Origin of the sequence: Humibacillus xanthopallidus (assembly GCF_006717145.1) — a bacterium.
Taxonomy (GTDB): domain Bacteria; phylum Actinomycetota; class Actinomycetes; order Actinomycetales; family Dermatophilaceae; genus Humibacillus; species Humibacillus xanthopallidus.
In genome coordinates this window covers 1025982-1040243 of the sequence record NZ_VFQF01000003.1, presented here as the reverse complement: position 1 = coordinate 1040243, position 14262 = coordinate 1025982, and the positions used below count along the sequence as shown (strand labels likewise).

Below are 14262 nucleotides of genomic sequence, written 5' to 3'. Positions count from 1 at the left end.
AACGCTAACCCTGCCCGTCGCCGCCCGGCCCGTATGCCGTCCGGTTGGCTTCCGGCTCCCACCGGGCCTCCGCCTCGCGCAGCAGCTGCTCGGCCTCGTCGTTGCGTGCCCATCGGGCCCAGTGGGCCGGAGTCGTGCCGTGCACCTCGTCGACCGCAGCCGGGTCGGCGCCGGCCTGCAAGAGCGCCCGGATGACGTCGAGGTCGCCCATCAGTGCGGCCTGGTGCAGGGGCGTGCGGCCGTCCGGGCTGCTGTGGGTGCCCGGGTCGGCGACGGCCGCGGCGGCGTCGCGCACGGTGTCCAGCGTGAATCCGTGGGCGGCGAGCAGGGCTGTGCGATGGGCGAACCCGTGCCCCGCGGCCCACTCGAGCTGTCGCCTCATCATCTCCTCGAGCGACTCCGCCACGATCCCGAGGCGCTCCGCCCACACCTCGCCCGCGGGCCGGCCGAGGCCGTGGTCGAGGAGCAGCTCGAGGTGGCTGTCGTCGCGGCCGAACATCCGGTTGTAGAGGGCCTGCCGGTCGTTGGGGTCGGCGCCTCGATCGAGGAGCAGCAGCGCCAGCTCGCGCCACGCCGGGTGTCGCGGCTGACGCCCCGGCCCGGACTCCCCCTCGGCGAACACCCCCGTCAGCACGCTGAACGGCGTCGGGAGGCCCTGCCAGAGGTAGCCGGTGTCGGGGTCCGCCCCGCCGTCGAGCAGCATGCGCGCGCTATCGACGGCATCCATCTGCGGCACACGCGAGTAGGCGAGGTAGAGGATCGGGGGCCAGTCGAACGGACCGCCTGACCGGGCGGCCGAGCGGGGGTCACGATCGAGGTGGCGACGCAAGATCTCCGGGTCGCCGACGGTCGCCGCGACGAAGACGTCGCGCTCAGGCAGGTCCGGGTGCCGCTCGAGCAGCTCGGCCGCTCGCGCCCACCGGGCCGGCTCGTCGGCGCCGTCGTAGCGCAGGCAGGCGAGGGCAGGAACGGAGCGGGCCGCCCGATCGACAGGGTCGGCCGCAGGGTCTGCCGACTCCTCGGCAAACGCCGCCGGGTCGCGGCGCAGGCCCTCGCTGCGGCGAAGGTAGGCACGCAGCCGGGGCCAGCTGGCGAAGCCGTAGGAGCGGGCGAGCACGAGCTGCGCCTCGGCCAGGGTGAGGTCGCCGCCCTCCTCGCCGTTCTCGGCCGTGGGGCGTGACGGATGGTGCCGCGCCACGAGCGCGAGCGCCTGCGGGTCTCCGCCGCGTGCGCCGCGCTGCAGCCGGCGCGCGTCGCGACGGAAGCGCTCGAGGTCGGGGTTGCCGGGCAGGGACAGGGCCATGACGGCCTCCTCTCGTCGTGCCCGGCGTGCGCGGGTCGGGCCGAAAGGAGGTCGGGCCGAACGTCGTTCACCACCAGGGAGGCTGTGCCCCTTCCCGCGCACCGGAGGCGACCTGGACGCCCCCGCCAGCGTACTGCGCGAGCCCACCGGACGGCATACCCCAGCAGTGACCCCCCACCCAATCGAAAGAGCACTTCGTCGGCAATCGAGAGAACCAACCCCAACCCATCAAGAGCGAACCCCACCCAATCGAGAGAGCAGTTCGTCGGCGTCCCTCGCGCTCGGGCATCCGCCTGATGGGCGCGCGCGACGCACGGGCGAGCGTCACGACATAGGGTGTGCCGGTGGCTGAAGCACCGTTGGACCTGCCTCGCGTCTGGGTCGAGTTCACCGACCCGGCGGACGAGAACCAGCGCTATCGCTGCGACCTGACCTGGCTCACGAGCAGCTGGACGTGCGTCTACGGCAGTGGGTGCAAGGGCATCTACGCCGACCGCCCCGATGACGGCTGCTGCACCCTCGGCGCGCACTTCACCGACAAGGACGACCTCAAACGCGTGGCTGCCGCGGTGGCCGAGCTCGGCGAGGACGAGTGGCAGTTCCACTCGGTCGGCACGGCCACCGGCTCGCGTGACGACTGGACCGAGAAGGAGGACGGCGCCCGCAAGACGCGCGTCGTCGAAGGCGCCTGCATCTACCTCAACCGGCCGGGATTCCCTGCGGGCGACGGGTGCGCGCTGCACCAGCACGCCGTCCTCACCGGCGTCCAGCCGCACACCCTCAAGCCCGACGTCTGCTGGCAGCTGCCGCTGCGTCGCACCTTCCGCACCGTCGAGCTGCCCGACGACACGAGCTATCTCGAGGTGACCATCACGGAGTACGACCGGCGCGGATGGGGGCCGGGCGGCCACGACCTCGACTGGTACTGCTCCGGCAACTCCGAGGCGCACGTCGGACGCGAGCCCGTCTATCGCTCCAACCGCGCCGAGCTCGTCGAGCTCATGGGGCAGGCGGCCTACGAGCAGCTCGCGATCCGCGCGGAGGGACACCTCGCACAGGTCAAGGCGGTGCGGGCGAGAGGGGTGCGCCAGCTGCTGCCCCTCCTCGTCCACCCGGCCACGCTCGAGGCGCAGGCGACCGCGCGGACGCGCGCTGCCCAGGCAGCCCGGGCGGCGCGGACGGCCCGGAAGCGGGCCCGATGAGCGAGATCATCCCGAGCCCCAACATCTGGGAGTCGCCCGACGTCTACGAGGTCGAGAACCGCGGCGTCGACCGCGACCACGTCATCGAGACGGCGATGCGCGCGGTGCTCGACTGGAGCGGTCTCGACGTCGTCGACATCGGTTGCGGCACGGGCTACCACCTGCCCTACTTCGCGCAGGACGCCCGGTCGGTCGTGGGTGTCGAGCCGCACCCGCCGCTGGCCACCCTTGCAGCACAACGCGTCTCAGGTATGCCGTCCGTCTCGGTCCGCGAGGAGGGCGCAGCCGCGATCGGGCTGCCCGACGCGTCCTTCGACGTCGCGCACGCCCGGTGGGCCTACTTCTTCGGGCCGGGGAGCGAGCCTGGCCTGGCCGAGCTCGACCGCGTCATGCGGCCCGGTGGTGCGGCCTTCGTCGTCGACAACGACGCGACCCGCTCGACGTTCGGGGCGTGGTTCCGCCGCGCACTGCCGAGCTATGACCCGCGCGCCGTCGAGCGCTTCTGGACGCGCCAGGGGTGGGAGCGCGAGCGGCTCGACATCCGATGGGACTTCGACTCGCGGGCGGACTTCGAGGCCGTCGTCGGCATCGAGTTCGACCCCGAGCACGCCGATCTCATCCTCGCCGAGCACCCCGAGGCGACCGGCGTCGACTACGCCGTCAACCTCTGGTGGCGCCGCTTCTAGCGGACCCAGCAAAGTCGAGAGGCCAAACCTGGTCGCCCCTCCCCCGTCGAGAGGCCACTCTTGGCCGCCCCTCCCCCGTCGAGTGGCCACTCTTGGCCGCCTTGTCTTGGTCGAAAGGCCAAACCTGGCCGCCTTTCCCGTGTCGAGAGGCCAGATCTGGCCGGCCCTCCCGTGTCGGCTGTCCCTGGGCAACGCTCGTCCACGATTGGCCACTCGACGCGGTGGAGACGACAAAGAGTGGCCACTCGACGGGGTTAGGGCGACCAGGTTTGGCCACTCGACGGGGTTTGGGCGACCAGATTTGGCCACTCGACGGGGTTAGGGGCGGTAGGGGCGGCGGGCGATCTCGCGGATCTCGCCGAGCAGGCCCCACTCGTCGCGCCCGAGCCGCGACAGCGGCTTGATGCGGTGGATGTCGACGTGGGGCGACCCCGGCACGGACTCGTCGAGGACGTCCTCAGCGACGGCGACGTGGAGCACCTCCCCGACGACGACCCAGCAGTTGCCCGTCGGGCGCACCTCGTGGAGCCGGCACTCGAGCACCACCGGCGACTCGGCAACGCGAGGAGGCGCCACCGTGAGTGACTCCTCTCGCTGGAGCCCCTCCGCATCGAACTCGCTGACGCCGGACGGGTAGTCGGTGCCGGTCCCGTTGACCTGCTCGAAGAGCCACTCCGGCGTGAGGTTGACGACGAACTCCCTTGTCGCCTCGACGTTGTCGAGCGTGTCCTTGCGCCCGACCGACGTGAAGGCGACCATCGGCGGGTCGGTGCTGACAACGGTGTAGAAGGAGTGCGGTGCCAGGTTGTCGACACCGTCGACCGATCGGCTCGACACCCAGGCGATCGGTCGCGGCACGACCGACGCCGTCAGTAGGCGATAGGCCGCGCCAGCCCGCAGCCGGGACTCCGCGGGCCCGTGCAGCAGGGGGAAGTCACGCCTCACACGAGGTCCAGGGCGATGTCGACGATCGGCGAGGAGTGGGTCAGCCCACCGACACTGATGAAGTCGACGCCGGTCAGCGCATAGTCGCGCGCCACCTCGAGCGTCATGCCGCCCGTGGCCTCGATCTCGACCGACTCCCCCGCCGCCCGCAGCAGCGCCACCGTCTCGCCGAGCACCTCGACCGACATGTTGTCGCACATGATGAAGCGGGCCCCGGCGTCGTAGGCCTCCTGCGCCTCGGCCTGCGTCGTCACCTCGACCTGCACCGTGACATCCGGAAAGCGTTGGCGCACAAGGTCGTATGCCGCCGCGACCGACCCAGCCGCGAGCTTGTGGTTGTCCTTGATCATGGCGACGTCGTAGAGGCCCATGCGCTTGTTCGTGCCACCACCGCAGCGCACCGCGTACTTCTCGAGCCAGCGCAGCCCCGGCGTCGTCTTGCGCGTGTCGAGCACCATCGCGCCGGTGCCGTCGAGGGCGTCGGCCCACCGCCGGGTGTGCGTGGCAACCCCGGAGAGGCGGCTGAGGATGTTGAGCATCGTGCGCTCGGCGACGAGGATCACCTGGGTCGAGCCGGACAGCCGCGCGATGACGTCGCCACGCTCGACCCGGCCGCCGTCATCGACGAGCACCTCGACAGTGACATCCGCCTCCGCGAGGTCGCGCCCCACCGTCTCGGCCACGGCCGCGAGCACGAGGTCGATGACCGGGACGCCGGCCACGACGCCCGGCGCGCGGGCCACGACCTCGGCGACGCGACGCTGGTCTGCGGGGATGGTGGCCTGCGTCGTCACGTCGACCCCGTCGGGGCCGAGGTCTTCGAGCAGGGCGACCCGCACGACGTCCTGCGCCCACTCGAGCGGGAAGCCGCTCAGCCCGTCGCCGCTCACATCGTCTCCTTCGTCTCGTCCGCCGAGTCCGTATGCCGTGCAGCAGGTTTCGTCGCAGCGATGCCTTCCGCGCGGTCCTCGTCGAGCACGTCGACCGGCACCGAGCCATCGAGGTCGAGACCCTCGAGGTTGGCCCCTGGCACCGGCACGACGCGCGCCTCGAGGACACCTGCCGCCGACCTCTGGAGGTGCACGTGGTGCAGGAAGTGCTCGTCGTCGCGCGCCGGGAAGTCCTCGCGCACGTGGCCGCCGCGGGTCTCGTCACGCAACGCGGCGGCATACGTCAGGGCGCGACCGAGGTGGAGCAGGTTGGTGGTCTCCCAGCTCTTCGGGCCCCCCTGCTTGTCGGCATCGGCGCCGACGGCTCGGGCGGCGAGCGCGGCGAGCGTCTCCTCGGTGGCAGCGAGCGAGGACGCCGAGCGGACGGTGCCGGAGCCGGCCGTCATGGCCCGCTGCACGTCGAGGCGACGCTTGCCGCGGATCAGCTCGGGCTCCCCGGAGGGCGCGACCGGCGTCGTCTCGGGGAGCTCCCCGGCACCGAGGCGCGCGGTGAGGTCGTCGGCGATGCGCCGGGCGAAGACGAGCCCCTCGAGCAGCGAGTTGGAGGCGAGGCGGTTGGCACCGTGCACGCCGGTGCACGAGGTCTCGCCACACGCATACAGCCCCTCGAGCGACGAGCGTCCGCGCAGGTCGGTGCGCACCCCGCCGCTTGCGTAGTGCTGCGCCGGCGCGACCGGGAGCAGCTGGGTCGCCGGGTCGAAACCGAGCTCGCGGCAGCGCTGGACGATCGACGGGAAGCGCTGCTCGAGGAAGTCGGCGCCGAGGTGCCGGCAGTCGAGGTAGACGTGGTCGGTGCCGGTCTCGCGCATCCGCGCGATGATGGCCCGGGCGACGACGTCGCGCGGCGCGAGGTCGGCGAGCGGGTGCTGGCCCCGCATGAAACGGTCCCCCGCCTCGTCGACGAGGAACGCGCCCTCGCCGCGGACCGCCTCGGAGATGAGCGGCTGCTGGCCGCGAGATCCCTCACCGAGCCACAGCACCGTCGGGTGGAACTGGACGAACTCGAGGTCGGCGAGCACGGCGCCCGCCCGCAGGGCGGCAGCCATGCCGTCGCCCGTCGCGACCGAGGGGTTCGTCGTGGACGAGTAGATCTGGCCGAGACCGCCCGTGGCGAGCACGACGGCGCGGGCGTGGGCCGCCCCGACGCCGTCGACCTGACCCTCACCGATGACGTGCAGCGTGACGCCGCAGACCCGCTCGCTCTCGTCGGTGAGCAGGTCGACGACGAGGGCGTGCTCGATGACCTCGATGCCCGGGTCGTCGCGCACGCGGTCGAGAGCCGCGATGAGGGCCCGCGAGATCTCGCGTCCCGTCGCGTCGCCGCCGGCGTGCAGGATGCGGTCGCGGTGGTGGCCACCCTCGCGGGTCAGCGAGATCTGCCCGGTGTCGCCACGGTCGAAGTCGGCACCGAGCGCGATGAGGTCCCACACCGCGTCGGGCCCCTCGGTGACGAGGGCCTCGACGGCGTCGACATCGCAGAGCCCGACGCCGGCGACGAGGGTGTCGTGGATGTGCTCGGCCGGGCTGTCCTCGGGCGACATGACGGCCGCGATGCCGCCCTGAGCCCACGCGGTCGACCCCTCGTCGAGCACGGTCTTCGTGACGAGCAGCATGCGGTCGACACGACGCCGCAGCCGCAGCGCCGTCGTCAGGCCGGCGATGCCGGAGCCGACGACGATGACGTCGGCCGTCGTCGTCCACCCCGGCGCGGGCGCCCGGAGGCGCCTGGGGATGGAGATCTCGGGGAGCCCGCTCACCGGCATACGCTCGGCCTCTCAGTCATCGACGTGCTGGTAGTCGTGGTGGCGCTCCGTGACGGCCGACGTGCGCAGTCCGAAGCCATCGGGCACGTCCCCCGCGTCGTGCCCGATCTCGACCATACGGTTGTCGTCATCGACGAAGACGACGCGCGGTTCGAACGCCCGCGCCTCGGCATCCTCCATCGCGGCGTAGGCGATGATGATGACCGTGTCGCCGGGCGAGATGAGCCGAGCTGCGGCGCCGTTGATGCAGAGGATGCCCGTGCCCCGTTCGCCCTCGATGGCGTAGGTCGTGAGGCGGTTGCCGTTGTCGACGTCGACGACATCGACCTGCTGCCCCGGCCACAGGTCGGCGGCGTCCATGAGGTCGCGGTCGATCGTCAGCGATCCGACGTAGTGCAGGTCCGCCTGCGTGACCGTGGCCCGGTGGATCTTCGAGTGGAGCATGAAGCGCTGCAAGGGAGTTCGTCCTCAGGTGGGTGCGGTAGCCCGGGTCAGGCCTCGGGTCTGGCCTCGGGTCCGGATCGGGAGAACGTCTCGAGGGCGCGCCCTCCGGGTCCGACGAGGAGCGGCAGGTTGTCGATGAGCCGGGTCGTGCCGACCCGTCCGGCCACGGCGAGCAGCGCCTCGCCGCGATACCACTCCGGCACGTCCTCGAGCGTGTCCGGGTGCACGAGCACGAGGTAGTCGATGAGCGCGAGCGGCTCCCGCACGAGCACGGCGCGAGCGGCTCGACGCACGGCCGACGGGCCCTCTGCAGCGGCTTCGGCGCCGGCTCGCAGCGCGGTCGAGAGGCAGCGCGCGGTCTCGCGGTCGGACGGGGTGAGGTAGGTGTTGCGGCTCGACATGGCCAGCCCGTCGGGCTCGCGCACCGTCGCGACGGCGACGACGTCGACCGGGAAGTCGAGGTCGCGGCACATCCGGCGGATGAGGAGCAGCTGCTGGGCGTCCTTCTGCCCGAACCACGCTGCGTCACACCGCGTGAGATGCATGAGCTTGGAGACCACGGTGAGCATGCCGTCGAAGTGGCCCGGGCGGGACTGCCCCTCGAGGACGTCACCGAGCGGGCCGGCCGAGATGCGCACACCCGGGTCGCCGTCGGGATAGACGACGTCGGGAGTCGGTGCGAAGACGAGGTCGACACCGGCGGCCGTGCAGATGTCGAGGTCGGCGTCGAAGGTGCGCGGGTAGCGCGAGAGGTCCTCCTTCGGCCCGAACTGGAGCGGGTTGAGGAAGATCGTCACGACGACGTGGCGGTGCGCCTTGCGCGCCTGGTGGATGAGGGTGGCATGCCCCTCGTGCAGCGCGCCCATCGTCATGACCACGGCGACGTCACCGTCGTCGAGGGTGGCTCGCGCCTCGCGCAGCTCTTCTCGGGTGCGCGCGACCACGGGCCGCTGCGGAGCGGGTCGCTCGGGGCCCGAGCCGTCGGATGCGGGCCGCCCCGCGTCCGAGCCTTCCGGCGCGGGCTGCCGAGTGGCGAACCCGTCTGGCGCCGCTGACGGGGGCGGCGTGGCCGGGTCGGTCGGGCCGGGCGCGGCGCCGGTCACTGGGTGGGTCACGTCTCGTCCTCCTCGTGGGCGAGCAGCTCGAGCAGCGGCTCGGCCGCCGCGGCACGGAGCCGGCCGCTGAGCAGAGCGCGCTGCGCCGTCGCGCGGGCGAGCGCGAGGTAGGTCGGACGGATGTCCGGCGCGACCCTGCGCAACATCGCGACGTGCCCGGCAACCGTACCGGCATCGCCGCGCGCGACCGGCCCCGTGAGGGCCGCGTCACCCAGCTGGAGGGTGTTGGACAGCGCTGCGGAGAGCAGCGGCTCGAGGACGCGCGCGGGGTCCTCGACCCCGGCCTCGGTGAGCAGCTGCATCGACTGGGCCACGAGGGTCACGAGGTGGTTGGCGCCGTGCGCGAGGGCCGCGTGGTAAGTCACGCGCTCGTCCTCCGGGATCCACACGGGGTCGCCGCCCATCTCGATGACGAGCGCCTCACCCAGCGGTCGCGCCAGGTCGACGGTCGTCACCCCGAAGCAGCAGTCGTGCAGCCGGTCGAGGTCGACGGCAGTGCCCGTGAAGGTCATCGCCGGGTGGAGCGCGAGCGGCACGATGTCGCTGCCTGCGGCGGCCTCGAAGACCCCGATGCCGTGGGCGCCGGAGGTGTGCATGACGAGCTGGCCGGGCGTGAAGGTGCCCGTCGAGCTCAGTCCGGCGACGAGGTCGGCGAGCGCGTCGTCGGGCACGGCGAGAACGACGAGGTGGGCGCCCGACACCACCTCGGGGATCGGCCGCACCGGCACTCCCGGCAGGAGGGTGGCCGCACGCTCGAGGCTCGCCTCGCTGACGGCCGACACCCCGGTGACGCGGTGGCCGGCCCGCTGCAGCGCCGCGCCGAGCACGGCACCGACGCGCCCCGCACCGACGATCCCGACCTCGAAGCGGGCCGGTCGCTCGTGCGGAGTGCTCACCCACGGCACGCTATCGCCTACAGTCCGTGGGCGTGGATGCCCTTCCGTGGCGCGAGGCCTGGCACGACGCCCTGTATGCCGCAGGGCGGGGCTTCTACGTCACCCGCGGTGGGCCTGCCGAGCACTTCACGACCGCGACGCACGGGGTGACCGGGGCAGTGCTCGCCGAGGCCCTGCTGCGTCTGTGGCTCCGCGAGCACGACCACCTGCCCGCGGTCGTCGTCGACGTCGGCGCGGGCCGTGGTGAGCTGGCGACCCACCTCCTCACCGCCCTCGCGGCATACGACGAGCAGCCGACGGAGTGCTCTCGCGATCGGCAAGCGGCCACGACCACCGACGAACTGCTCTCTCGATTGGAGCGCACCCCCAGGGCAGACGAGGAGCCGACGGAGTGCTCTCTCGATCGACGAGGGACCCCAGCGACCGACGAACTGCTCTCTCGATCGGAGGGTCCGCCCACTCGGGTGGTGGCCGTCGACGTCGTGGCTCGGCCGGCGGGGCTCGACGAGCGGATCGCCTGGCTCCGCTCGCCCGGTGGCGAGACGCTGCCGACCGAGCTCGCCGGACTGCGCGACGCGCTCGTCATCGCGCACGAGTGGCTCGACGTCGTGCCCTGCACCGTCGCTGAGGTCGACCCGCAGGGCGCCCCGCGCGTCGTCCTCGTCGACCCGGTCACCGGCGCCGAGTCCCTCGGGGATCCCCTCGACCCTGCAGACAGCGACTGGGCCGACGCCCACTGGCCCGCCACCACCCCGGGCGCGCGCCTCGAGGTCGGTCGCACCCGCGACGAGGCCTGGTCCGACCTCGTCTCCCGGGTCGGCTCCGGCACCCTCGTCGCCGTGGACTACGGCCACGTCGCGAGCGAGCGTCCGAACGAGGGGACGCTCACGGCATACCGCCGCGGGGTGCAGACGGAGCCGGTGCCCGACGGCACGATGGACCTCACGGCCCACGTCGCGATCGACACCCTCGACGCGGACCGGGTCGGGCGCCAGCGCGACGTGCTGCGCGACCTCGGGATCCGCGGGCAGACCCCGCCGCACACCCTCGCCGCGACCGACCCGCTCGGCTACCTGCGCGCCCTCGAGCGGGCGGGTGCCGAGGCGGAGCTCCTCCGTCCGGGCGGCTTCGGCGGCTTCTGGTGGGCGGTGAAGCGGGTCACGAGCGGCGACGTAGCCTGAGGACCATGCGTCGCGTGCTCGCCGTCCTCGCCGTCCTCGCCGTCGTGCTGCTCGGCGCGCCGCTGACCGCGAGCGCCCACGACGTCCTCGAGAGCACGTCGCCGGCCGCCGGCTCGACCGTGCAGCGGATGCCGCAGAGCGTGACCCTCACCTTCACTGAGGCGCCGCTCTCGATCGGCACGCAGGTCGTCGTCACCGGCCCGTCCGGGGCGACGCAGCAGGGGGCGCCGACGATCGACGGCCGCGTCGTCACCCAGGCGATCGCGCCGAGCGCGCCGGCGGGCAGCTACACGGTGACCTACCGCGTCACCTCCGACGACGGTCACCCGGTCACCGGGTCGTTCGCCTTCGTCGCGACGACCGGTCTCGACGGCTCGACGGCCAAGCCCGGCACGGCCGTCCAGCAGCCGGCGGCACCCGCAGACGAGAGCTCGTCGTTCCCGCTCGCCGCCGTGCTCCTGACGATCGCAAGCACCCTCGTCCTGCTGGCGATCGGCGGCTTCGTCGCCCTGCGTGCCCGCGCGTCGGACCAGCGCTGAGCCACCGGCGCGCCGGCACGCGCCGGCGCGTCGAAACGCGAGCGCCCTTACGCGAGAGGCTGGTTGAGGAACCAGCGATGCCCGAACGGGTCGTGGAAGACGGCGACCCGGCCCACCGGCGGGTTGTCCTCGGGCTCGCGGTCGACCTGCGCCCCGCCCCTCCGGACCCGGTCGCAGACCGCGTCGACGTCGGAGACGGTGAGGTGCAGCGTGACCGCGTTGCCGAGCGAGCGGTCGGGCGGCGCGACGCCGGCCGACTCGAAGGCGTCCGACATCATCCACCGGGCACCGTCGACGGCGAGCTCGCAGTGGCCCACTTGGCCGTCGGGCATGACGATGGGCTCGTACGTGACCTCCGCACCGAGGTGCTCGCGATACCACTCGATCGCGGCGCGGGAGTCGGAGACGCAGATGTAGGGGGTCAGCTCACTCATGACCTCCACCCTCCTGCACCGCACCCGCCAGCGGAGCCGCGCGCACCACGAGACTCTCGTAGCCGCGCAGCACGAAGGTCGGCCGTCGCCGCGCCTCGACCACCTCGAGGCGGCCGAGCCGCTGGAGCAGTGCCTGCACCGAGATCTGCAGCTCCATCCGCGCGAGAGGGGCGCCCAGGCAGAAGTGGATGCCGGCACCGAAGGCGAGGTGCGGGTTGGGCTCGCGGCCGGCGCGGAAGCGGTCGCGCTCGTCGAAGACCGCCGGGTCGCGGTTGGCAGCCCCGAGCAGCGCGGCGACCTTCTCGCCGGCGCGGACCGTCACACCGTGCAGCTCGACGTCGCGCGTCGCCGTGCGCTCGAAGAGGTGCAGCGGCGAGTCGTGGCGCAGCATCTCCTCGACGAGCGCCGCGACCGCGGTGTCGTCGTCGAGCGTGGCGAGCACCTTCGTCAGCTCATCGGGCTCGGCGAGGAGCGACGCCACCCCGTTGCCGAAGCCGTTGACGCTCGCCTCGTGCCCCGCGTTGAGCAGCAGCACGACCGTCGCCACGAGCTCGCGGCGCGAGAGCCGGTCACCGCCGTCGCGCTCGAGCACGAGCGAGGTGAGCAGGTCGTCGCCGGGGTGGGCGGCCCGCTCCGCCGCGAGCCCGTCGACGTATGCCGCGAACTCGGCACACGCTCGCTGCGCCTCCTCCTGCGTGGGCTGGGTCGGGCTCACCTCGTACATCTTCACGATGGCCTGCGACCAGTCGCGCAGGAGCTTCCAGTCGGAGGCAGGCGCGCCGAGCAGCTCGCAGATGACGAGCACGGGCAGCGGCTCGGCATAGGCCTCGATGAGGTCGACCCGGCCACCACTTCCAGGGTCTGCGAGGGTCTGCTCCACGCCGGTGAGCAGCTCTGCAGCGATCTGCTCGACCCGGGGTCGCAGCCGCTCGACGTGGCCCTTGTTGAAGGCCCCGGCGACGAGCCGGCGCAGCCGGGTGTGCTTCGGCGGCTCCGAGTCGAGGATCGAGTCGGCGTGCAACCAGTCGAACACGGTCCACGGATCGTCCTCCCCGGCTGCCCGGGGGCGGAAGATCCGGCCGAGGCCCCTGTTGCGCAACACGTCGTTCGCCGCGGCGTGCGTGGTCGTCACCCACAGCCCGAGGCCGTCGTGCCACTGGACGGGGCCGTCGGCGCGGGCCGCCGCGAGGGCCGGATACGGGTCGGCGACGAAGCCGGGGTCGGAGAGGTCGAACGAGGCGCTCACCCCCACACTCTGCCCGACCGCGGGCGACGCGTGACCCGGTGACGGGCCACACGGCATACCGGAGCGGTGGGGGCCGTAGGCTCAGGGCCATGACGGAGACCACCGCGGCGTCCTCGCGCGAGCGTCAGGCGCTGACTGTGGGCGTCGGCGCGGGCGGGCTCGCCACGGCCGACATGGTGCTCAACATCGGACCCCAGCACCCGGCGACCCACGGCGTGCTGCGCCTGCAGATCCTCGTCGACGGCGAGCGGATCGTCAGCGCCGAGCCGATCATCGGCTACATGCACCGCGGGGCCGAGAAGCTCTTCGAGGTGCGCGACTACCGCCAGATCCTCGTGCTCGCCAACCGGCACGACTGGCTGAGCGCCTTCTCCAACGAGCTCGGGGTCGTGCTCGGCGTCGAGCAGATGCTCGGCATGGAGGTGCCCGAGCGCGCCGTCTGGGCCCGCACGGCACTCGCCGAGATCAACCGGGTGCTCAGCCACCTGATGTTCCTCGGCTCCTACCCGCTCGAGCTCGGGGCGATCACGCCCGTCTTCCACGCCTTCCGCGAGCGCGAGGAGCTCCAGGCGGTCATGGAGGAGGTGTCCGGCGGCCGGATGCACTACATGTTCAACCGCGTCGGAGGCCTCAAGGAGGACCTGCCGGCCGGCTGGATGGGCCGGGTCGACAAGGCCATCGCCAACGTGCGCGCCCGGATGCCCGACCTCGAGCGGCTCATCGTCGGCAACGAGATCCTCGAGGGGCGCACCCGAGGGGTCGGAGTGCTGCCGCGCGAGCGCGCGATGGCCTACGGCGTCTCTGGGCCGATCGCCCGCGCCAGCGGCCTCGACGTCGACCTGCGCCGCGACGCGCCCTACCTCGCCTATGGCGAGCTCTTCGGCGAGAAGGGGCCCGGGCGCGTCGTCACCCGCACGGCCGGTGACTGCCTGGCCCGGCTCGAGGTCCTCATCGAGCAGACGCACGTCGCGCTCGACCTCGCCGAGGCCTGCCTCGACCGGCTCGTGCAGCTGCCTCCCGGCCCGATCAACGTCAAGCTGCCGAAGGTGCTCAAGGTGCCGGAGGGCGAGATCTACTGCGCCACCGAGAACCCCCTCGGCTTCAACGGCTACTACCTCGTTTCGCGCGGGGAGAAGACGCCGTGGAGGCTCAAGCTGCGGTCGGCGTCGTTCAACAACGTCTCGGTGCTGTCCGAGATGCTGCCCGGCCAGCTCATCGCCGACATGGTCGCGATCCTCGGCTCGATGTTCTTCGTCGTCGGCGACGTTGACAAGTGACAAGCCGTATGCCGTCCGGGCAGGTCTCGAGAGCAAGCGTCCTGCGCGCCGCCGCCGTCACCCTCATCACCGCCACGATCACGCTCGCAGCAGCGTGCTCCGACCAGGACACGGTCGACACCGTCCCGCCGCCGTGGCCGACCCGCACGACGACGCCTGACGGGCCGCCGCGCCCGCCCTCTCAGCCGACGCCGACCACCCCCGTGGCCACCTCGACGGTGACGCAGGCCGGCACCACCTGACCGACCCTCCAGACCCCGCTCTTCCTCTCCCGGTCGATG

Annotated in this window: 15 protein-coding genes; 6 read left to right on the top strand and 9 right to left on the bottom strand. The window is 72.6% G+C overall.

Annotation, left to right across the window (positions count from 1 at the left end; translation table 11 throughout):
• Window positions 1-4: 4 nt before the first annotated feature.
• Window positions 5-1303, bottom strand: a complete 1299-nt coding sequence (locus FHX52_RS22780) for an ankyrin repeat domain-containing protein (protein WP_141824598.1) — start codon at window positions 1301-1303, stop codon at window positions 5-7.
• A gap of 344 nt (window positions 1304-1647) precedes the next feature.
• Here FHX52_RS22780 and FHX52_RS22775 point away from each other — a divergent pair, with 344 nt between their 5' ends.
• Together FHX52_RS22775 and FHX52_RS22770 are read left to right on the top strand one after the other, a co-directional pair.
• Window positions 1648-2505: a DUF3109 family protein gene (locus FHX52_RS22775; RefSeq protein WP_141824597.1), complete on the top strand. Its 858-nt coding sequence runs from the start codon at window positions 1648-1650 to the stop codon at window positions 2503-2505.
• Window positions 2502-3191 (top strand): class I SAM-dependent methyltransferase, encoded by a 690-nt coding sequence (locus FHX52_RS22770; RefSeq protein WP_141824596.1) that lies wholly within the window; start codon window positions 2502-2504, stop codon window positions 3189-3191. The genes FHX52_RS22775 and FHX52_RS22770 overlap by 4 nt, the downstream gene beginning before the upstream one ends.
• A gap of 318 nt (window positions 3192-3509) precedes the next feature.
• Here the strand turns inward: FHX52_RS22770 and FHX52_RS22765 are convergent, their stop codons facing one another.
• From FHX52_RS22765 to FHX52_RS22740, 6 genes are all read right to left on the bottom strand, one after another.
• Window positions 3510-4136, bottom strand: coding sequence for a flavin reductase family protein (locus FHX52_RS22765; RefSeq protein ID WP_246070344.1), 627 nt, complete (start codon window positions 4134-4136; stop codon window positions 3510-3512).
• Window positions 4133-5026: a carboxylating nicotinate-nucleotide diphosphorylase gene (gene nadC / locus FHX52_RS22760; RefSeq protein WP_141824595.1), complete on the bottom strand. Its 894-nt coding sequence runs from the start codon at window positions 5024-5026 to the stop codon at window positions 4133-4135. Before nadC ends, FHX52_RS22765 begins: the two co-directional genes overlap by 4 nt.
• Window positions 5023-6849: an L-aspartate oxidase gene (locus FHX52_RS22755; protein WP_246070343.1), complete on the bottom strand. Its 1827-nt coding sequence runs from the start codon at window positions 6847-6849 to the stop codon at window positions 5023-5025. Before FHX52_RS22755 ends, nadC begins: the two co-directional genes overlap by 4 nt.
• A gap of 12 nt (window positions 6850-6861) precedes the next feature.
• The gene (panD, locus tag FHX52_RS22750; RefSeq protein WP_141824594.1) at window positions 6862-7305 is read right to left on the bottom strand and encodes an aspartate 1-decarboxylase; all 444 of its coding nucleotides are present in this window, start codon (window positions 7303-7305) and stop codon (window positions 6862-6864) included.
• Between the two features lie 35 nt (window positions 7306-7340).
• A complete protein-coding gene (gene panC / locus FHX52_RS22745; RefSeq protein WP_141824853.1) occupies window positions 7341-8237 on the bottom strand; it encodes a pantoate--beta-alanine ligase in 897 nt (298 codons plus the stop codon).
• 167 nt (window positions 8238-8404) lie between these two features.
• Entirely contained in the window at window positions 8405-9313 is a 909-nt protein-coding gene (locus tag FHX52_RS22740) for a Rossmann-like and DUF2520 domain-containing protein (protein WP_141824593.1), read from the bottom strand.
• A 23-nt stretch (window positions 9314-9336) separates the two neighbouring features.
• On the opposite strand from FHX52_RS22740, the gene FHX52_RS22735 reads away from it, so the two are divergent.
• The gene (locus tag FHX52_RS22735) at window positions 9337-10485 is read left to right on the top strand and encodes an SAM-dependent methyltransferase (protein WP_246070342.1); all 1149 of its coding nucleotides are present in this window, start codon (window positions 9337-9339) and stop codon (window positions 10483-10485) included.
• Between the two features lie 5 nt (window positions 10486-10490).
• Complete coding sequence (locus tag FHX52_RS22730) at window positions 10491-11024, top strand: copper resistance CopC family protein (RefSeq protein ID WP_141824592.1); 534 nt, start codon at window positions 10491-10493, stop codon at window positions 11022-11024.
• A 47-nt stretch (window positions 11025-11071) separates the two neighbouring features.
• Here the strand turns inward: FHX52_RS22730 and FHX52_RS22725 are convergent, their stop codons facing one another.
• On the bottom strand, window positions 11072-11458 hold the full coding sequence (locus tag FHX52_RS22725) for a VOC family protein (protein WP_141824591.1): 387 nt from the start codon (window positions 11456-11458) through the stop codon (window positions 11072-11074).
• Window positions 11451-12704, bottom strand: coding sequence for a cytochrome P450 (locus tag FHX52_RS22720; RefSeq protein WP_221630690.1), 1254 nt, complete (start codon window positions 12702-12704; stop codon window positions 11451-11453). The genes FHX52_RS22725 and FHX52_RS22720 overlap by 8 nt, the downstream gene beginning before the upstream one ends.
• A gap of 89 nt (window positions 12705-12793) precedes the next feature.
• Between FHX52_RS22720 and FHX52_RS22715 the strand changes: the two genes are divergently transcribed.
• Both FHX52_RS22715 and FHX52_RS24030 read left to right on the top strand, forming a co-directional pair.
• Window positions 12794-13981 carry an NADH-quinone oxidoreductase subunit D gene (locus FHX52_RS22715; RefSeq protein ID WP_141824589.1) on the top strand — a complete coding sequence of 396 codons (1188 nt, stop codon included), beginning with the start codon at window positions 12794-12796 and terminating at the stop codon, window positions 13979-13981.
• A gap of 8 nt (window positions 13982-13989) precedes the next feature.
• Window positions 13990-14223 (top strand): hypothetical protein, encoded by a 234-nt coding sequence (locus FHX52_RS24030; RefSeq protein WP_185747439.1) that lies wholly within the window; start codon window positions 13990-13992, stop codon window positions 14221-14223.
• Window positions 14224-14262 lie beyond the last annotated feature (39 nt).

Coding starts and splice junctions, on each gene's coding strand:
- FHX52_RS22780 (WP_141824598.1), bottom strand. CDS start 1,303: ATGGCCCTGTCCCTGCCCGGCAACCCCGACCTCGAGCGCTTCCGTCGC.
- FHX52_RS22770 (WP_141824596.1), top strand. CDS start 2,502: ATGAGCGAGATCATCCCGAGCCCCAACATCTGGGAGTCGCCCGACGTC.
- FHX52_RS22755 (WP_246070343.1), bottom strand. CDS start 6,849: ATGCCGGTGAGCGGGCTCCCCGAGATCTCCATCCCCAGGCGCCTCCGG.
- FHX52_RS22730 (WP_141824592.1), top strand. CDS start 10,491: ATGCGTCGCGTGCTCGCCGTCCTCGCCGTCCTCGCCGTCGTGCTGCTC.
- FHX52_RS22725 (WP_141824591.1), bottom strand. CDS start 11,458: ATGAGTGAGCTGACCCCCTACATCTGCGTCTCCGACTCCCGCGCCGCG.
- FHX52_RS22715 (WP_141824589.1), top strand. CDS start 12,794: ATGACGGAGACCACCGCGGCGTCCTCGCGCGAGCGTCAGGCGCTGACT.
- FHX52_RS24030 (WP_185747439.1), top strand. CDS start 13,990: ATGCCGTCCGGGCAGGTCTCGAGAGCAAGCGTCCTGCGCGCCGCCGCC.